19 protein-coding genes are annotated in these 18,827 nt (G+C 56.9%); 10 read left to right on the top strand and 9 right to left on the bottom strand.

Going from position 1 to position 18,827, the window contains the following annotated elements; translation table 11 throughout:
• Positions 1-72: 72 nt before the first annotated feature.
• The gene (rsmI, locus tag ACM6IR_RS24105) at positions 73-978 is read right to left on the bottom strand and encodes a 16S rRNA (cytidine(1402)-2'-O)-methyltransferase (protein ID WP_414910002.1); all 906 of its coding nucleotides are present in this window, start codon (positions 976-978) and stop codon (positions 73-75) included.
• 177 nt (positions 979-1,155) lie between these two features.
• Between rsmI and ACM6IR_RS24100 the strand changes: the two genes are divergently transcribed.
• The 4 genes from ACM6IR_RS24100 to ACM6IR_RS24085 all read left to right on the top strand — a co-directional run bounded on the left by ACM6IR_RS24100 (position 1,156) and on the right by ACM6IR_RS24085 (position 4,602).
• Positions 1,156-2,967 carry a penicillin-binding protein activator gene (locus ACM6IR_RS24100; protein ID WP_414910001.1) on the top strand — a complete coding sequence of 604 codons (1,812 nt, stop codon included), beginning with the start codon at positions 1,156-1,158 and terminating at the stop codon, positions 2,965-2,967.
• Positions 2,967-3,329 carry a YraN family protein gene (locus ACM6IR_RS24095; protein WP_414910000.1) on the top strand — a complete coding sequence of 121 codons (363 nt, stop codon included), beginning with the start codon at positions 2,967-2,969 and terminating at the stop codon, positions 3,327-3,329. Before ACM6IR_RS24100 ends, ACM6IR_RS24095 begins: the two co-directional genes overlap by 1 nt.
• Positions 3,330-3,433: 104 nt before the next feature.
• Positions 3,434-4,027, top strand: coding sequence for a phosphoheptose isomerase (locus ACM6IR_RS24090; protein WP_201120583.1), 594 nt, complete (start codon positions 3,434-3,436; stop codon positions 4,025-4,027).
• Positions 4,024-4,602 carry a BON domain-containing protein gene (locus tag ACM6IR_RS24085; RefSeq protein ID WP_414909999.1) on the top strand — a complete coding sequence of 193 codons (579 nt, stop codon included), beginning with the start codon at positions 4,024-4,026 and terminating at the stop codon, positions 4,600-4,602. The genes ACM6IR_RS24090 and ACM6IR_RS24085 overlap by 4 nt, the downstream gene beginning before the upstream one ends.
• 116 nt (positions 4,603-4,718) lie before the next feature.
• Here ACM6IR_RS24085 and ACM6IR_RS24080 read toward each other — a convergent pair whose 3' ends face one another.
• The 7 genes from ACM6IR_RS24080 to rplM form a co-directional block, all read right to left on the bottom strand.
• Positions 4,719-5,132: a ClpXP protease specificity-enhancing factor gene (locus ACM6IR_RS24080; RefSeq protein ID WP_008037283.1), complete on the bottom strand. Its 414-nt coding sequence runs from the start codon at positions 5,130-5,132 to the stop codon at positions 4,719-4,721.
• Between the two features lie 16 nt (positions 5,133-5,148).
• Positions 5,149-5,766: a glutathione S-transferase N-terminal domain-containing protein gene (locus tag ACM6IR_RS24075; protein WP_007905304.1), complete on the bottom strand. Its 618-nt coding sequence runs from the start codon at positions 5,764-5,766 to the stop codon at positions 5,149-5,151.
• 150 nt (positions 5,767-5,916) lie between these two features.
• Positions 5,917-6,699, bottom strand: a complete 783-nt coding sequence (locus ACM6IR_RS24070; RefSeq protein ID WP_414909998.1) for a cytochrome c1 — start codon at positions 6,697-6,699, stop codon at positions 5,917-5,919.
• Positions 6,699-7,910, bottom strand: a complete 1,212-nt coding sequence (locus ACM6IR_RS24065) for a cytochrome b (RefSeq protein WP_157714550.1) — start codon at positions 7,908-7,910, stop codon at positions 6,699-6,701. The genes ACM6IR_RS24070 and ACM6IR_RS24065 overlap by 1 nt, the downstream gene beginning before the upstream one ends.
• On the bottom strand, positions 7,910-8,503 hold the full coding sequence (petA, locus tag ACM6IR_RS24060; protein WP_201120578.1) for a ubiquinol-cytochrome c reductase iron-sulfur subunit: 594 nt from the start codon (positions 8,501-8,503) through the stop codon (positions 7,910-7,912). The genes ACM6IR_RS24065 and petA overlap by 1 nt, the downstream gene beginning before the upstream one ends.
• A 267-nt stretch (positions 8,504-8,770) precedes the next feature.
• Entirely contained in the window at positions 8,771-9,163 is a 393-nt protein-coding gene (gene rpsI, locus ACM6IR_RS24055) for a 30S ribosomal protein S9 (protein ID WP_002555064.1), read from the bottom strand.
• 14 nt (positions 9,164-9,177) lie between these two features.
• The gene (rplM, locus tag ACM6IR_RS24050; protein ID WP_007905295.1) at positions 9,178-9,606 is read right to left on the bottom strand and encodes a 50S ribosomal protein L13; all 429 of its coding nucleotides are present in this window, start codon (positions 9,604-9,606) and stop codon (positions 9,178-9,180) included.
• A gap of 245 nt (positions 9,607-9,851) precedes the next feature.
• On the opposite strand from rplM, the gene ACM6IR_RS24045 reads away from it, so the two are divergent.
• Complete coding sequence (locus ACM6IR_RS24045) at positions 9,852-10,892, top strand: NADP(H)-dependent aldo-keto reductase (protein WP_414909997.1); 1,041 nt, start codon at positions 9,852-9,854, stop codon at positions 10,890-10,892.
• Between the two features lie 103 nt (positions 10,893-10,995).
• Here the strand turns inward: ACM6IR_RS24045 and ACM6IR_RS24040 are convergent, their stop codons facing one another.
• Positions 10,996-12,132, bottom strand: coding sequence for an acyl-CoA dehydrogenase family protein (locus ACM6IR_RS24040; RefSeq protein WP_414909996.1), 1,137 nt, complete (start codon positions 12,130-12,132; stop codon positions 10,996-10,998).
• A gap of 241 nt (positions 12,133-12,373) precedes the next feature.
• Here ACM6IR_RS24040 and ACM6IR_RS24035 point away from each other — a divergent pair, with 241 nt between their 5' ends.
• From ACM6IR_RS24035 to ACM6IR_RS24015, 5 genes are all read left to right on the top strand, one after another.
• Positions 12,374-13,270 (top strand): GlxA family transcriptional regulator, encoded by an 897-nt coding sequence (locus tag ACM6IR_RS24035; protein WP_201120614.1) that lies wholly within the window; start codon positions 12,374-12,376, stop codon positions 13,268-13,270.
• A gap of 169 nt (positions 13,271-13,439) precedes the next feature.
• The gene (locus ACM6IR_RS24030) at positions 13,440-15,386 is read left to right on the top strand and encodes a flavin monoamine oxidase family protein (RefSeq protein ID WP_414909995.1); all 1,947 of its coding nucleotides are present in this window, start codon (positions 13,440-13,442) and stop codon (positions 15,384-15,386) included.
• A gap of 207 nt (positions 15,387-15,593) precedes the next feature.
• Entirely contained in the window at positions 15,594-16,481 is an 888-nt protein-coding gene (locus tag ACM6IR_RS24025) for a nitrilase family protein (RefSeq protein ID WP_414910167.1), read from the top strand.
• A gap of 18 nt (positions 16,482-16,499) precedes the next feature.
• The gene (locus ACM6IR_RS24020) at positions 16,500-17,720 is read left to right on the top strand and encodes a hypothetical protein (protein ID WP_414909994.1); all 1,221 of its coding nucleotides are present in this window, start codon (positions 16,500-16,502) and stop codon (positions 17,718-17,720) included.
• A gap of 67 nt (positions 17,721-17,787) precedes the next feature.
• Complete coding sequence (locus tag ACM6IR_RS24015; protein WP_414909993.1) at positions 17,788-18,771, top strand: asparaginase; 984 nt, start codon at positions 17,788-17,790, stop codon at positions 18,769-18,771.
• Positions 18,772-18,827 lie beyond the last annotated feature (56 nt).

Below are 18,827 nucleotides of genomic sequence, written 5' to 3'. Positions count from 1 at the left end.
CCGCGAAGGTTAACGGCAGATTGGCCGAAGAACAAGCGCTAAACGCCTTTAGACCTGCCTGCGCGTCGGGTTTTACTCGCCTTTTTGTTTATCCAGCGCGACCTGGTAGAGAACATTCTTACGCTCGCCGGTAATTTGTGCCGCCAATGCTGCGGCACGCTTGAGCGGCATCTCTTCGAGCAACAGATTGAGGATGCGCATGGCTTCACCACTGACGGCATCTTCAGTCTCGGGGGCCGACCAGCCCGCGACCAACACCACGCACTCGCCACGCTGTTGATTGCTGTCCGACTCGACGAACTCACGCAGTTCGGCCAGCGGCAAGCCTTTAAGGGTTTCGAAAGTCTTGGTCAGTTCACGCGCCAGCAATGCCTGACGTTCGGGACCAAATACCAGCTCCATGTCTTGCAGACATTCAAGGATCCGATGCGGGGCTTCGTAGAAAATCAGCGTGCGCGGCTCTTCCTTTACCAACTCGAGACGAGCTCGCCGCCCGACCGCCTTGGCCGGCAAGAAGCCTTCAAAGATGAAACGGTCGGATGGCAAACCCGCCGCCGACAATGCCGCGATCAGCGCACAAGCACCCGGCACAGGCACGACATTGATTCCGGCAGCCCGGGCCTGCCGCACCAGGTGATAGCCCGGATCGGAAATCAACGGCGTGCCGGCGTCAGAGATCAACGCCACATCGTCACCGGCGAGCAGACGGGTAATAAAACGGCTACCTTCATCCCGCTCATTGTGTTCATGGCACGCCGCCAGCGGCGTGGGAATACCGAAATGTTGCATCAGCCGCTGAGAGTGACGGGTGTCTTCGGCAGCAATCAGGGCGACGTCACGCAGGATTTTCAGCGCGCGCGCACTGATGTCGTCCAGGTTGCCGATGGGCGTCGCCACCACATAAAGCGAGCCAGCAGCGGAATTCAAAGCACCTGGAGCAGTCAAAGCGCACACCTCATGATCGGTAAAAGCGGCCATTGTAGCGCGTAGCGACGCTTTCGATATGCGCAAGCTACCCTCGTCTTTTCAGCCTTTTGTGCAGTACTGCAACATTTGCACGAGCTAAATTGATCGATTCACGCCAGTAACATCGCGCCCCGGCCAGTGCTTGGGTACAATTCCACGCTAATTTGATCGAGTATCAGGAACATTTACATGATCGCTTGCCTGCGGCTGTTTACTGCCCTCTGCCTCGCTGCCTTGCTGGCGGCTTGCGCCAGCTCACCCTCCTCCAGCCTTGGCGAACTTCCACGGACCCCGGATGCCAGTATCGAGCAACTGCTCGACCAGGCCGCCCAAAGCAAGGATCCGGAAAAAGCCTCGCTGTTGCGCCTGAGCGCAGCAGATCTGGCCTATCACCAGGGTAATGCCGGCCAGTCCGCGCAAATCCTGCAACTAGTGCCCATCGAACAGCTCAAACCTGGCCCGCAGGTTTTTGCCAGCACCCTGGCGGCCGAACTGGCCATGACCCGCAATCAACCGAAAGCGGCGCTGACTGCGTTGAGCCACCCGAGCCTGCAACGCCTGAGCGAACTGCCTGTCGAGCAACAGGTTCGTACCGGCACCGTGCATGCCCGCGCGCTCGAAGCCGATGGCCAGACCCTGGCAGCTGCACGGGAACGCATTTTAATCGCCCCGATGCTCAGCGGCGAAGCGGCCCGCAAGAACCACGAAGCAATCTGGACCCTGATCGCTTCGCTGCCCACCGACCAATTGCAGCCGACCACTACCGACGACCTCGGCGGCTGGATGGGCCTGGCGCTGGCAGTGAAATCCGCCGGTTCTCCGGAACAGCAGCAAGCCGCGATCGATAAATGGCGCGCCCAGAACCCCAAGCACCCGGCCGCTATTCAATTGCCGCTGCCACTGACCACGCTCAAGGAACTGGCCGGCCAGTCCCTGGGCAAGATCGCCCTGCTCCTGCCGCAAGACGGCCCCCTGGCCTCGGTCGGCAAAGCATTGCGCGAAGGCTTCATGGCCGCTCACTACCAGGCACAACAAGCCGGGCAGAAACCACCTGCCATCGAGTTCTATGACAGCTCTCACCTGACCTCCATGGATGAGTTCTACCGCAAGGCGCAGGCTGACGGCGTACAACTGGTCATCGGTCCGCTGGAGAAACCGCTGGTCAAACAGCTCAGCACTCGTCCGCAACTGCCGATCACCACCCTGGCACTGAACTACAGCGAAGGCGAACAAGGTCCGCCCCAGCTGTTCCAGTTCGGTCTCGCTGCCGAAGACGAAGCCCGCGAAGTAGCCCGCCGCGCTCGCGCCGACGGTCTGCACCGCGCCGCTATCATGGTGCCGAAAGGCGAATGGGGCGACCGTGTACTCAGGGCGTTCAGCCAGGACTGGCAAGCCAACGGCGGCAGCATTGTCGCGACCGAACGTGTCGATCAGCCGGTTCAACTGGCCCAGCAGATTGCTGACATGTTCCAGCTGCGTCAGAGCGAAGGCCGCGCCAAGAGCCTGCAAAGCACCGTCGGCTCGCAGATAGCTGCCCAGCCTTCGCGCCGCCAGGACATCGAGTTCATCTTCCTGGCTGCAACCCCGCAACAGGCTCAGCAGATCAAACCGACCCTGAACTTCCAGTACGCAGGTGACGTGCCGGTTTACGCCACGTCCCACGTATTCAGCGCCAGCGGCGACGTAAACCAATACAACGACATGAACGGCATTCGTTTCTGCGAAACCCCATGGTTGCTGGACGCCAATGACCCGCTGCGCAAACAAGTCACCGCACAATGGCCGCAAGCCGCTGGCAGCCTGGGCCGCCTGTATGCAATGGGCGTCGACGCCTATCGCCTGGCACCGCGCCTGGGTCAACTCAAGGCCCTGCCGGACAGCCGCATCGAAGGTCAGTCGGGCAGCCTGGGCATGACTCAAAACCAGCGCGTCGTACGTCAACTGCCCTGGGCGCAGTTCGTCAACGGTCAGGTTCAACGTCTGCCGGACACCCCGCGCTAATGCCCGACAGGTCACGCCAGCAAAGCGGCAAGGATGCCGAGCGCCATGCGCTCGAGCATCTTCAACAACAGGGACTGCGCCTGCTGGCGCAGAACTGGTTGTGTAAACGCGGCGAGCTTGATCTGGTCATGCTTGATGGCGATACAGTAGTATTCGTTGAAGTTCGCTACAGAAAAAACACTCAATGGGGTGGCGCGCTCGATAGCATCGATGGGCGCAAACAGCAGAAACTGATATTTGCCGCGCAGTATTTTCTTCAACGCGAGTCGCGCTGGGCCAATTCCCCTTGCCGTTTCGACGTGATTGCCATCGACAGCAACCTCGACCAGCTGAACTGGTTGCAGAATGCCTTCGACAGTTGATCGCGTGCGTCACGAACCGGACACTCTCACCCAACACTTTTGCTCTTTGCTTTGCGGGCTGCACATTCTTGTGCCGAGTAGCCGCGCTAATTAAGGTCACACAGATGGACATGCAATCCCGAATTCGCCAGCTTTTTCAGGCCAGTATCGACACCAAGCAACAGGCGATGGAAGTACTTGCACCGCACATCGAGCAAGCCAGCCAGGTCATGGTCAACGCCCTGCTCAACGAAGGCAAAATGCTCTCGTGCGGCAACGGCGGTTCCGCCGGTGATGCCCAGCATTTTTCGTCCGAGCTGCTAAACCGCTTCGAACGTGAACGCCCGAGCCTGCCAGCCATCGCGCTGACGACCGACAGCTCCACGATCACCTCAATCGCCAACGACTACAGCTACAACGAAATTTTCTCCAAACAGATCCGCGCCCTTGGCCAGCCAGGTGATGTATTGCTGGCAATTTCCACCAGCGGCAACTCGGCAAACATAATTCAGGCGATCCAGGCCGCACATGATCGCGAAATGGTTGTCGTAGCATTGACGGGACGCGATGGCGGCGGCATGGCATCACTGCTATTGCCCGAGGACGTCGAGATTCGCGTACCGGCCAACGTCACTGCACGTATTCAAGAAGTCCACCTGCTGGCGATCCATTGCCTTTGTGACTTGATCGACAGCCAACTGTTCGGGAGTGAAGAATGACCCCTAATCGCCTAGGCCTACTGGCCTTGACACTGTGCCTCGGCATCAGCGGTTGCACCTCGGTGGTTAATGCCAGCCGTGAAGCACCGATTGAAGATGACCGCGGCACGCGCACCTTAGGCAGCAAAATCGATGACTCCCTGATCGACACCAAGGTCGGTGTGAATATCGCCAAGGCTGATCCGGCCCTGGACAACGACTCCCACATCGTCGTCACCAGCTTCAACGGCGTCGTGCTGCTCGCCGGCCAAACCCCGCGCGAGGACCTCAAGGCCAAGGCCGAACAGGCTGCTGCCGCCGTTCAGCGCGTGAAGACGGTGCACAACGAACTGCAGGTTCTGCCACCTTCCAGTTTCCTTGCCCGCCAGAACGACACCTGGCTGACCTCCAAGATCAAGACGCAGATGCTCACCGACCCGAACATCCCGGGCTCGCGCATCAAGGTTGTTACCGAGAACGGCATCGTCTACCTGCTGGGCCTGCTGACCAAACAGGAAGCCGCTCAAGCCACTAACCTGGTGCAAGGCGTTTCCGGGGTGCAGAAGATCGTGAAGCTGTTCGAATACATCGACTGACACCCATCCTTGTAGGAGCCAGGCTTGCCGGCGAAGGCGTCAGTGGCATCGCCTTCGCCGGCAAGCCTGGCTCCTACAGTAATAAAAAAGGCGATCCTTTCGGATCGCCTTTTTTATTACTTCACCACTTTCAAACTGGGTCGACCGCTGGGACGCGGCGGCTCACTGTCGGGTGGCGGAAGATCATCATCCGGCTCGATCTCTTCTTCGTCTTCCATAGGCGATTCCAGATCGAACACCATGCCCTGACCGTTCTCCCGGGCGTAGATGCCCAGGATCGATGCGATAGGCACGTACAGGGTGTGCGGCACGCCACCGAAGCGCCCTTCGAAGCTGACCGCTTCATTGTCCATGTGCAAATGACGCACGGCTGCCGGTGATACGTTCAGGACAATCTGTCCATCACTGGCAAAACCCTGAGGCACCTGCACCGACGGATACTCGGAATTGACCAGCATGTGCGGGGTGCAATCGTTGTCCACAATCCACTCATAGAGCGCGCGGACCAGATAAGGTCGACTGGAGTTCATAGCGGCTCCTTAAGCCTTAGCGCATATCGCGTTCGACACCAGACAGACTCGCCTGGAAAGCCTCACGCGCAAACGAGCGCTCCATGTAATCAAGCAGCGGCTTGGCAGGCCGCGGCAGTTCTATGCCCAGAATCGGCAATCGCCAGAGTATTGGCAATAGGCAGCAGTCCACCAGACTTTGTTCCTCACTGAGGAAAAACGGCTTGTCGGCAAACAACGGCGACACGCCTGTCAGGCTTTCGCGCAGCTCTTTACGAGCCACGACACGGGCTGCCTCTTTGGTCCGCGAATCCAGGATCAGATCCACCAGACCACACCAGTCACGCTGAATACGATGTATCAGCAGACGACTGTTGGCACGCGCCACTGGATAAACCGGCAGTAAAGGCGGGTGCGGGTAACGCTCATCCAGATATTCCATCACCACGGTCGACTCCCACAACGCCAGGTCACGATCGACCAGGGTGGGCAAGCTGCCGTAAGGGTTCACTTCAATCAGTTTAGGCGGCTGGCGACCAGCTTCCACGTAAATGATCTCGGCGCTGACACCCTTCTCTGCAAGTACGATGCGTACTCGGTGGGAATAGTGGTCGGCGGGGTCGGAGTAACAGGCCAACCGATTGGTCACGCCCATGGCGGTCCTCCTCGCTTGTTGAAATTATCGGAAGCGGAAAAACGCGCGCGCCCAGAGAGCGCCTCCCGTAACGCCTGGAACACCAGGCTTGTTACACCTTCAGAGACGCCCTTGGGCGCGCGCGATCAACAGCAATTACTTACAGCTTTATCAATGGACGTCTTTCCAGTATTCACGCTTGAGCAAATAAGCGAATACGAAGAAGAACGCCAGGTACAGCAACACATAGGTACCGATGCGCTGATGCTGCAGCTTCACCGGGTTGGCCGAATAGGCCAGGAAGGTCACCAGATTCTTGACCTTCTCGTCGAACTGCTCTTGAGTCAGAGCGCCGGTTTTCGGCAACACGGTCAGCTGGTCGCACGCTTCATGAGTCAGAGGCGTACCCGTCAGCGGATCGAATTGCTTCTTGCCTTCGTCGACGATTTGAACTTGCTTACAGCCTACCACCTGACGACCCTGCAGGCCGACCAGAACGTTCGGCATCCCGACGTTCGGGAAGACTTTGTTGTTCACACCCCAAGGGCGCGCCGGGTCTTCATAGAACGAACGCAGGTAGCCATAGAGCCAGTCAGTGCCACGAACGCGAGCGACCAGAGTCAGGTCCGGCGGTGCCGCACCAAACCACGTCTTGGCGTCAGCCGGCTGCATGCCAATGCTCATGTGGTCGCCGATTTTGGCGCCGGTGAACACCAGCTTCGAGAGCATCAGGTCATGAGGGATGGCCAAATCATCGGCAACCCGCTCATAACGCTGGAACTTGGCGCTGTGGCAGCCCATGCAGTAGTTGGCGAATGTACGCGCGCCATCCTGCAGTGCAGCCTTGTCGGAAACGTCGATGTCGACCTTTTCCAGCTCAGGACCACCGTGTTCAGCCGCGAAGGACAGCACGGGCAAAGCAGCAAGAATCAATACAGCAAATAGCTTTTTCATCAGCCAGTCACCCTTTCCGGAACCGGTTTGGTCTTCTCGAGCCTGGTATAGAACGGCATCAGGATGAAGTACGCGAAGTACAGGAAGGTACAAACCTGCGACAGCAACGTACGCTCAGGGGTAGGCGCCATAACGCCCAACCAGCCAAGAATCACGAACGAGATGCAGAACACCCAGAGCCAGATCCTGCTTAGCCAACCTTTGTAGCGCATGGACTTGACCGGACTGCGATCAAGCCAGGGCAGAACGAACAGCAAGGCAATCGAGGCGCCCATGGCAACAACGCCCAGAAGCTTGTCCGGAACCGCCCGCAGAATCGCGTAGAACGGTGTGAAGTACCAGACCGGGGCAATGTGCTCCGGGGTCTTGAAGGCGTTCGCCACTTCAAAGTTCGGCTTTTCGAGGAAGTAGCCGCCCATTTCCGGGAAGAAGAACACGATCGAGCAGAAGATGAACAGGAACACCACCACGCCGACGATATCTTTCACGGTGTAGTACGGGTGGAAGGCAATGCCGTCCAGCGGTACGCCGTTTTCGTCTTTGTGTTTCTTGATGTCCACGCCGTCCGGGTTGTTCGAGCCGACTTCGTGCAACGCCAGAACGTGCAGCACCACCAGGCCAAGGATCACGATCGGCAAGGCCACGACGTGCAGGGCGAAGAAGCGGTTCAGGGTAATCCCGGAAATCAGGTAATCACCACGAATCCACTGAGTCAGGTCGTTACCGATCACCGGAATCGCACCGAACAGCGAGATGATCACCTGGGCGCCCCAGTAGGACATCTGGCCCCACGGCAGCAGATACCCCATGAAGGCTTCAGCCATCAGCGCCAGGTAAATCAGCATGCCGAACACCCACACCAGCTCACGAGGCTTCTGGTACGAACCGTAAAGCAGACCACGGAACATATGCAGGTAAACCACGATGAAGAACGCCGAAGCGCCGGTGGAGTGCAGCAGACGCAGGATCGAGCCGTACTCGACATCGCGCATGATGTATTCGACGGAAGCAAACGCTTCTTCCGCCGAAGGGGTGTAGCTCATGGTCAGCCAGACACCGGTAACGATCTGATTGACCAGCACGAGCAGCGCCAGGGAGCCAAAGAAATAGAAGAAGTTGAAGTTCTTCGGGGCGTAGTACTTGCTGAGATGGTCTTCCCACATTTTGGTCGCGGGAAAGCGCGCATCAACCCAATCCATGAACTTGCTCATCACGCTTTCTCCGTATCGACGCCAATGACAATAATGTCATTGGTCTCATAGGAATGCGGGGGAACTGGCAGGTTCAAAGGCGCAGGTTGCGACTTGTAGACACGGCCAGCCAGATCGTAGTGGGAACCGTGGCAAGGGCAGAAATAACCACCCACCCAGTCTTTGCCCAGATCCGCGGGTGCCACTTCAGGGCGGAAAGTCGGCGAGCAACCCAGGTGCGTGCAGATACCGATCAGCAGCAGAACTTCTGGCTTGATCGAACGCGTTTCCGGGTCGACATAGGTCGGTTGTGTCGAGTTCTTGGAGGTAGGGTCAGACAACTGGCCCTCGATCTTTTTCAGATTCCCCAGGATTTCCGCGGTACGGCGGACAATGAACACCGGCTGGCCGCGCCACTCAGCAATCATTTGCTGACCTGGCTCGATTTTGCTGACATTCACTTTCACCGGTGCACCTGCGGCTTTCGCCTTGGCACTGGGAAACCATGACCCCACGAACGGGACCGCAGCCCCCACCGCTCCTGCAGCACCCACCACGGATGTGGCTGCTACCAAGAAGCGACGCCGGCCTGCATTCACGCCGTCATTGCTCATTCAGTCCTCTCCCATCAGCTTTGTGGCCTGTTAAATCAGGCATCTACTAAGTAAAAATCTGAACTTATAAAAATTTTGCCGAATGGTAATGAAAAGCCCCAATTCTGACAAGGTAATTACCGAAGGGCTCCACTGCCAAGCCTTGCAGTATAGGGGCTCTACGGCTGTGGCAAGTTGTCACAGCGCAATTCTTTGATAAATTGCGCCCATAAAAAAACGCCCAGCTCCGCGAGGAAACTGGGCGTTCTTTTTGAACGCGAAAGCGAATTAACGCTTCGAGTACTGCGGACGCTTACGCGCTTTACGCAGACCAACTTTCTTACGTTCAACTTCACGAGCATCGCGAGTAACGAAGCCAGCTTTGCGCAGAGCGCCACGCAGGGTTTCGTCGTACTGCATCAGTGCGCGAGTGATACCGTGGCGGATTGCGCCAGCTTGACCACTTACACCACCGCCGATCACGGTGACGTAGATGTCGAACTTCTCGACAGTCTCAGTCAATTCCAGCGGCTGACGAACTACCATGCGGGCAGTTTCGCGGCCGAAGAAATTATCCAGCGAACGGTTGTTGATGGAGATGTTACCAGTACCCGGACGCAGGAAAACGCGTGCGGTTGCGGTCTTGCGACGGCCAGTGCCGTAATTTTGAGTCGCCGACATAATGAACTATTCCGTTAAAACTTCAGTTCTTGGGGCTGCTGAGCAGTATGAGGGTGTACAGCGCCCGCATAGACTTTCAGCTTACGATACATGTCGCGACCCAGCGGGTTCTTAGGCAGCATGCCTTTGACCGCGGTCTCGATCACGCGCTCAGGGGCTTTAGCGATCAGCTTTTCGAAGTTGATCGACTTGATGCCGCCCGGGAAACCGGAGTGGGAGTAGTAGATTTTGTCGGTGGTTTTAGCACCGGTTACACGAATCTGCTCGGCATTGATAACGACGATGTAATCGCCGGTGTCAACGTGAGGAGTGTACTCAGCTTTATGCTTGCCACGCAGACGGCTCGCGATTTCGGTGGCCAGACGACCCAGGGTCTGACCTGCAGCGTCGACGACAAACCAGTCGCGCTGTACTGTTTCCGGTTTAGCAGTAAAAGTTTTCATTCTTTATAGCCTCAGGGGCCGCCCTGTAAATTAGACGGCGGATCTTACTGAATAGTGCGTACTTTGACAAGTCAAAGGCAGCCGGATACAGACGCTTTCGGGGGCTCGGGTCGGCGCGTCCGTTCAACGGCAAGATTCTTCGGCGGCGGCGCATCACTTCCACTGCAGAAAGAGGTGCGCAATTATGCAGATTGCGAAAAATAATTCAACCTGCTTTTATGATTGTTTTGCCCAAGGAGCATCCGATGGACTATCGCCAGCTAGGCCGAACCAATCTGAATGTGAGTGCCATCTGCCTCGGAACCATGACCTGGGGCGAGCAAAACAGCGAAGCTGAAGCCTTCGCCCAGATTGAACGGGCCAAAAGCGCCGGGATCAATTTTATCGACACCGCCGAAATGTACCCGGTGCCGCCCAAGGCAGAAACCTACGCCACCACCGAGCGCTACATTGGCAATTACTTTAAAAGTCGCGGTGATCGCGCCGACTGGATCCTGGCCAGCAAGATCGCCGGCCCCGGCAATACCATCGACTACATCCGCGACAAAAACCTGCGGCATAACCGCCAGCACATCACCGAAGCGGTGGATGCCAGCCTCAAGCGCCTGCAAACCGATTACATCGACTTGTATCAATTGCACTGGCCAGAGCGCAGCACCAATTTCTTCGGCCAGCTCGGCTACAAGCACAAAACTGAAGCCAACCTCACGCCGCTGGAGGACACCCTCGAAGCACTGGACGAACAGGTGAAAGCCGGCAAGATTCGCCACATCGGCCTGTCCAATGAAACGCCGTGGGGCACCATGCGCTTCCTCGCCCTGGCCGAAGCCCGTGGCTGGCCGCGCGCGGTATCGATCCAGAACCCGTACAACCTGCTCAACCGCAGCTTCGAAGTCGGCCTGGCGGAAATCGCGATCCGCGAACAATGCGGCCTGCTCGCCTATTCGCCGCTGGCGTTCGGTTTCCTGTCGGGCAAGTACGAAGGTGGCGCACGCCCACCAAAAGGCCGCCTGAGCCTCTACAGCCGCTTCAGTCGCTATTTCAATGCACAATCGGAAGCAGCCTGCAGCCGTTATGTGGCACTGGCGCGTGAACACGGCCTGGACCCGGCGCAGATGGCGCTGGCATTCGTGACGCAGCAACCGTTCGTCACCAGCAACATCATTGGCGCGACGACGATGGAGCAACTGGAGAGCAACATTGCCAGTTTTGATCTGAAGCTGTCGGATGAAGTGCTGGAGGGCATTGAGGCGATTCACAAGGATCACCCGAACCCGGCACCGTGATCGATCTTTAGATCCATTCGCGAGCAGGCTCGCTCCCACAGAAGATCACCTTGACCTGTGGGAGCGAGCCTGCTCGCGAAAGCGGTCTTACAGTCACCGTAAATTAAAGCGACCGCGCAATAATCTCCTTCATGATTTCATTGGTTCCGGCATAGATACGCTGCACCCGCGCATCCGCCCATGCCCGGGCAATCGGGTACTCCCACATAAACCCGTAACCGCCATGCAACTGCACGCATTCGTCGAGCACCTTGCATTGCAGGTCCGTGCCCCAGTACTTGGCCATCGCCGCTGTCGGCACATCCAGCTTGCCCTGCAGATGCAACTCCAGACAGCGATCGACGAAGACTCGACCAATCTGAATCTCGGTCGCCATCTCCGCCAGCTTGAACCGAGTGTTCTGGAAGTCAGCGATCGCCTTGCCGAACGCTTTGCGCTCGCGGGTGTATTCCAGCGTCCATTGGAGCCCGGCCTCAGCCGAAGCGACCCCGCCGATGGCGACGGTGAGACGCTCCTGCGGCAACTCCTGCATCAGGTAGGCAAACCCCATCCCGGCCTGGCCGAGCAGGTTTTCCTTGGGCACTCGCACGTCCTGAAAGAACAACTCCGACGTGTCCTGAGCTTTCATGCCGACTTTTTCCAGCCGTTTGCCCTTGGCGAATCCCGGGGTGTCGGCTTCCACCAGGAACAAGCTGGTGCCCTTGGCGCCGGCCTTCGGATCGGTCTTGGCGACGACAATCACCAGGTCTGCGAGATAGCCGTTGGTGATGAAGGTTTTCGAACCGTTGATCACGTACTCGTCGCCATCCAGTACCGCCGTTGTTTTCACCCCTTGCAGGTCGGAACCGGCGCCCGGTTCGGTCATCGCAATCGCGGTGACCATCTCGCCAGAGACCAGTTTTGGCAGGTATTTGTGCTTCAGCGCCTCACTGCCGTAATGCAGGATGTAAGGCGCAACGATGTCCGAATGCAGCGAAAAACCGATACCGGTCAAGCCGAGACGACCCACCTCTTCGATCACCACCGCACTGTAAAGAAAGTCCGCCCCCAACCCGCCATATTCTTCTGGCAGGTGCGAACACAACATCCCCGCCGCCCCCGCCTTGTTCCAGAGTTCACGATCGATATACCCCTGCTTTTCCCATTGCCCGTGAAACGGCACGGCCTCTTTTTCGAGGAACGTTCGCACGCTGTCACGAAAAAGTTCGTGCTCGGAACTGAACAAGGTTCTGGGGATCATGCGGCACCTGTCGTTATTGCTAGAGGGAATCCACCTCAGACTAAGCCTCGTATCCGATACAGGACACTGGACACATCAGACAAAAAATAAGACGATCCAGCCGTCTGGTGACCACTTTCCCCTATAAGAATAAAGTTGAATTATGTCTAACCAAGTCTCCACGCCCTTACGGCGCGTCAGCATCCTGGCTATCGACCGGGTTTTCGCATCCACCCTCATGCAAGCCAAGGATTTCTTTCATCTGGCCAGCCTGCGTTACGGCAAACAACTGGGCCACGGCCTGACTCCGGCGTTCGAAACCCGTCTGGTCAGTCCCGACGGAAAACCGGTGAACAGCTTCAGCGATGTGATGATGCCGGTGGACGGCGGCCTGGAAAACGCCGATATCATCATCCTTCCCGCGTTCTGGGACGATTTTGAAACCCTTTGCCAACGTTATCCACAGGTCCTGCCATGGCTGCGCCAGCAACATGCGCGCGGCGCAGTGCTCTGTGGCGAAGCGACCGGCGTGTTCTGGCTGGCCGAGGCCGGTTTGCTCGATGGCAAGGAAGCAACCACCTACTGGCGCTTCTTCAACGCATTTGCCGAGCGCTTCCCGAAGGTGCAACTCAATCAGGACAAGCACCTGACCGACGCCGACAACCTGTATTGCGCGGGTGGCACCACGTCGGCGTGTGACCTGTACATTTACCTGATCGAGCGCTTCTGCGGCGCCAACGTATCCCAAGCTGTTGCGCGAGATATTCTGTATGAAGTGCAACGCAGCTACACACCGGGAAGAATCGGTTTCGGTGGGCAGAAGCTGCACCAGGACGTGATCATCCTGCAGATCCAGCACTGGCTGGAAGAACACTTCGCCGACAAATTCCGCTTCGAAGACGTCGCGCGCGAACACGGCATGAGCATTCGCAATTTCATGCGTCGCTTCCAGACCGCCACCGGCGACAAACCCTTGCATTACCTGCAACGCCTGCGCATCGAAACCGCCAAGGGCTTGCTCTCCGGCAGCCGCAAGAGCATCAAGACCATCAGCTATGAAGTCGGCTACGACGATGCGAGCTTCTTTGCCCGGCTGTTCCGCCAACATACCGAGCTGTCACCGAACCAGTACCGGCAGCAGTTTCAGCAGGCGGCGTAACCCGAGAGCCTGCATGGGTGCTTTGTCGAATATGAAAGACCTGCCCTGCAGGTCTTTTCCCACGCAAAAAAACGAATCCTGAGTACCCGCGCCCCCTGTTTGACGCCTATACGCTGATCGCTTCGAACCTCAACATCTTCCCTGCAAACACCTTCAGGGAAGATCATCAATGACTATCGGAACAAGCTACAACTACCCTTCATACGTGACCAAGGACAGCACTCGAAAAAAGCGCTCGGCTAAAAGCAAATGGACCGCTCGTTTCCCCAACCCACCGGACTTGTGCTTTGACTATCGAGCACTGGTCGAGCAGGAAAACGGCATTGCCAGGGCAACTGACCCCACTCATAGAATTTGCATCATAGGTGCCGGCGTAACCGGACTGACTGCCGCCAGAGAACTCTATCGCTGCGGCTTCACCCAAATCACCCTCATAGAACAATCCCGGCGCATAGGCGGCAGGCATCTGACCGTTCCTGGAAGCCAACACTCCACGCAAAGTCATACACCCTTTGAAATGGGGGCCATGCGCATGCCCTTCTTCAATCGGGCAGACGAGCCACTGACAGAAGGCAGGTCGCTGATGGCCTACTACGCCAAGGTTTTTGACTTGTCGTTTTCAGACTTTGCCAATCCCGGAAGCCAATGGGTCAGCTCGACCGGCATCTATCTTCGTGAAGGCAGCATGGGCGGCGGATCGACGCCGCAGATGTTGATATGGAAGAACGTCGATGGCTTGACGCCACCTCCTGGCAAAGCACTGCAAAAGGTTTATGCCAAGTGGAAAGCGTTTGCCGATCGCATGACCCTGCACGTTGCAGAGGTGTATGGCAGCCAGGAATGGGAAGCCATGTGGGCCGCTATCGTCGAAAAATACGAGGCCGTTTCGTTCCGCGATCTGGTCAGCATGCCGGCACTGGATGCCTGGAATGAACGCTCGCCAGGGGACTTCGGTGGCATGGGAATGTCCGCCGAAGAGTCTGCGATTTTCTATGCGATTGGCATCGGTGACGGTAGCTGGGGAGCCTTTTACGACGTCTGCTGCCTTTATCCACTGCGCACTGCCATCTTTGGATTCAGCAGCCAGCTGCAATTGATCCATGGCCGGGTGGACACCCATGGCGATCCGCTGACCGCCCCCTACCTGAACAGCGAAGCTGTTTATGATTCGACGGGGTTGAGTTTCGACAGGCCCCGCTACATCGGGCTCGCCGCATTGGACGAATGCCTGTTGTTCATGAAAACAGACGAAACCGGAAAATCCGTCTACGAACACAGCCGCGAAAGAAATACCGGCCTCCTGACCGACTCTTGCGTCACGAAACTTAAAAAACTGACCAACCAGAAAATCCGCGTTTACTTCAACTGGAAATACAGCCAACCCGAACACACCCAGGAACACTTCGATGACTTTGACTCAGTCATCATGACCCTTCCTTCCTGGCTGATCGAAACACGAATCCAGCTTGAAAACTTCACGCAGGAAATGCTGCCTTTCGAAACAATCAATGCCTATAAAACCGCGCACTGGGAAACCAGCTGCAAGGTTTTTGCGCCGTTGAAAAAATCATTTCTTTCAAAGAACAGCACAATCCCCCAAGCCATCGTCACCGACAGTTTCATCCATGACGTCTACACCTATCGCTACAACGACAACTACAGCTATGACTGCATTCTCCTGAGTTACACCTGGGAGGATGATGCAACCAAACTGGCCTCATTCAGCGACCAGGAACTGGTGGCCAAGTGCGCCAAAGAACTGGATCGCATCCTCATGAATTCCACCAATATCCAGCAGAAAATCTCTCCCTACATCGGCCTTGATCAAGCCGTGGTCCAACGCTGGATAACCGATAAAAACGCCTTGGGTTGTGCAAAGTTATACCGACCCGGCACCTACTACGACGCGGTGAGCTTGATGAAGTACAACCGCGACTTCGCGCATGTGTCCGGCCTTTATTTTTCTGGTGAATCATTTTCCGTCGATGCGGGCTGGACAGAGCCCTGTTTTCGGGGTGCCGTCGATGCGGTCATTCATATTTGCGACAAAACCGCCGCGACATTCAATGGCGGTTTTTCCATGAGTGACTATCCGCAATACCAGCTCAAAGCCTGATCCCCTCCCCCAAGGAGCCATGCACGGCGTGCATCGGCTCTACCTCAGCGCCACCTTGGCCAGCCAAATCAACAGACTCGCCTCATGCATCTTCGGATAAGGACTACAACCTAAACGGAAGCCGCTGACTTACGTTCATCTGCCGTTTCAACTCTTATAAACACGTAGTTAAACAGCGTGAATAAAAATAAAAAGAGGTCACCCGAAATGAGCGAATCAACAAGTCCTGTTCGCGTAGCAGTTGTGCAATTCGACCCCCAGGTGGGCATAGCAAATCGCGAAGGCAATTTGCGTCACAGCCTGGAGTTAGCACTACAGGCAGTCAACGGAGGGGCAAACCTCATCGTGCTGCCTGAGCTTTCAAATACCGGCTATTTCTTCAACAACCGGCAAGATGCCTTCGATCACTGCGAAGCGGTTCCCGGTGGACCGAGCGTGCAAAGCTGGATGAATTTCGCCTGTGAACACAAGGTCTACCTCGTGGCTGGGTTGACTGAGCGCGATGGCATGCGGCTATTCAACACCGGTGTGCTTGTAGGGCCTGACGGCTTTATCGGCAAGTACCGCAAAGCCCATTTGTGGAACCTGGAGAAGCTGTGGTTCACACCAGGTGATCTGGGCTTCCCGGTGTTTGAAACGCCAATAGGCCGCATCGGCTTGTTGATCTGCTGGGATATCTGGTTCCCGGAGGTGCCGCGAATCCTGAGTCAGCAAGGTGCAGACATCATTTGCAGTTTGAATAACTGGGTCTGGACGCCTCCGCCACTGTTCGATGAGGCCGGTAAATGCATGGCTTCGTACCTGACCATGACGGCAGCCCACGTCAACAACGTGTTTATTGCCGCCGCCAGCCGAATCGGCGAAGAACGAGGAGCACGTTATCTGGGCTGCTCTCTGATTGCCGGCACCAATGGCTGGCCGATTGGCGCCGTGGCTTCAGCTGACAAGCAAGAGATTCTATTCGCCGATATAGACCTGACCAGTTCCCGTAGCGCGCCCATCTGGAACGATTTGAACGATCTGCACCGCGATCGTCGAGCCGATCTCTACGATCAAATGCTTGGTTATACCCAACATCCTCGTCTCCCGCGCTGATAAGGGGGGACATGACTCATGGGAACCAAAACCGAAGAACATCGGCTGAACCGACGCGCCAGCAGCACGCCGTTTGATACTGCGATTGTCTTGCTGATGATCGGCACGACACTGCTGATTACCTGGCTTTCATTGACCAACCGCTCTTCCTGGTCTGCACACTGGCCAGATTACAGTCATATGGTGACAAGCCTCCCCGACCCGAGTGCCTGGTTGCGCTGGGTACTGGGAGATATCAGCGAGGTGGCATTCTACAAACACGAGTTCGCCTCTATCGGGCTGCTGGCGGGCGCGTATTTGGCTTACTGGGCAAATCGAACCGGAAAATCCTGGCAAGGCTTTGCCATTTCATATGGCAGCGGCCTATGGCCGTGGTTGATCACCAGTTCGCTGCTTGGGCTGCTGCTGAGTAACTTGTTGTGGGGCTGGACGGTCACGGCCACCAGCTGGCAACCAACGTTTGCAGCCTTTGTTTCACTGCCCGCAGCGATGGTGCTGATGTTTGGTGGTGGCTGGAAGGTCACGATCAACGGTGCACTCATGGGCGCTGCGCTCGTTACCCCCATGTGTTTACTGATGGTCAATTACCTATGCAATCCTCTGGGTTTGCCGGCCGTGATCGGCAATGTCTGCGGCATGGCAATCGCCAGCGTCGCGGCCTTCCTGCTCTGCCGTCACGTGCCAGGCCTGATGAAGTCCGCCCCATCCACTGCCGCCGAGAAGCCATCCGACACCGCCGTTGCACCAACCGAAGCAAAGACCCCTGACTATGGGGTCATCTGGAGCCTGCGCCGGATTTTGGCAGACTTTTCGGAAGCGCCGTTTTTTGGCAACGAACTGGCCAGTCTCGGCCTGTTAATGGGTGCAATACTGGCTTACACCCTGAACCCCATGAGTCCGGTTTATGGCTCAGGTTTGTTACCGCAACTGATCGGTGCACAAGCGTTGACGTCAGCTTTAGGGGTGGTGATCTGGCGGCGACAATGGATGATGCTCGGTTGGTATCCAACCTACGTTCCACTGGTGTCCGTGGTACCCGCGGCGGTTCTGACCTATGGCGGCAGTTGGCAGGTAATCGTTTCAAGTGCACTGTTCGGGGCACTTCTAGCGCCGCCCTTGGCGCATGCAATTTCCCAACGATTACCGGCGGATATGCATCCCTACATCGGGAATGTACTGTCCATGGCCATCAGTACCTTGCTGATCATTCCGTTTATCGGGTTCCTGATAACCCACTGAAGCTCTCTTTCACCGGGCTGTATCTGCGGGTACAGCCACTTCTCATCAACATCAAGCGAGGTATGACATGGACCTGCCCAAACTGGCTATTGCGGCTCTCGGTGGCACGGTGAGCATGCAAGCCAGCCATGCCGGTGAAGGGGTTATTCCGACCGTCAGCGGCGAAACCCTGTTGGCCTCGGTACCGGAGCTGACGACCCTGGCCAGGGTAACCGTTGAAACACTCGGGCTATTGCCCAGTGCGTCACTGAATTTCGAATTCTTGCTGAGTGTTCTTTCCTGGGCGAGATACCAGGTTGAGCAAGGCGCTATTGGCGTTGTCATTACCCAAGGCACGGACACCCTCGAAGAAACCGCCACATTTTTTGATTATTTATGGGACCGCAACGAACCCTTGGTCCTGACCGGCGCCATGCGTTCGGCCGCCCAGGTGGGGGCCGATGGTCCGGTGAATCTGCTGGATGCTTGCCGAGTCGCACTGGCCGACACCAGCCAGCAGCGAGGTGTTCAGGTGGTCATGAACGGGCAGATTCATCAGGCAGGCCACGTACGTAAAACCGATTCACTGGCGTTGCAGGCGTTCTCCTCTCCGGTCTTTGGTCCCGCCGGCCTGCTCGTGGAAAACACCGTTCGCTATTTACGTGCACCGACCCCGCGGATGCTTTTACCCTTGCCGCAACAGACCACACAGAAAATTGCCCTGCTGGAAGCGTCGCTTTCTGCCGACACCCTGTTGCTGGAAAACATCCTCGAACTGGGCTACGACGGACTGGTGATCGCGGCTTTCGGTGCAGGACACGTTTCGGCACGCTGGGCGGCCGTTATCGAAAACATCGCCAAAAAAATCCCCGTCATCATTGCGACCCGCACCGGCTCTGGCGCTACTGCGCAATTCTCCTACGGTTTTGTTGGCGGCGAGATTGATTTGATCCGAAAAGGTGCATCGATGGCCGGGTTTCTCTGCCCGCGCAAAGCCCGAATTTTGCTGTGGCTGCTCGTTGGCTGTCAGCGGCAGGATGAACTGGCGAGTTATCTGTATCCCCCCCTGTAGGAGCGAGCTTGCTCGCTCCTACAGAAGATCTACGCACCAAAAGGGCCTGCAATGCA

The organism is Pseudomonas sp. IT-P253 (assembly GCF_949768125.1).
Classification (GTDB): Bacteria; Pseudomonadota; Gammaproteobacteria; order Pseudomonadales; family Pseudomonadaceae; genus Aquipseudomonas.
This window is presented reverse-complemented; position numbering and strand designations above follow the sequence as displayed.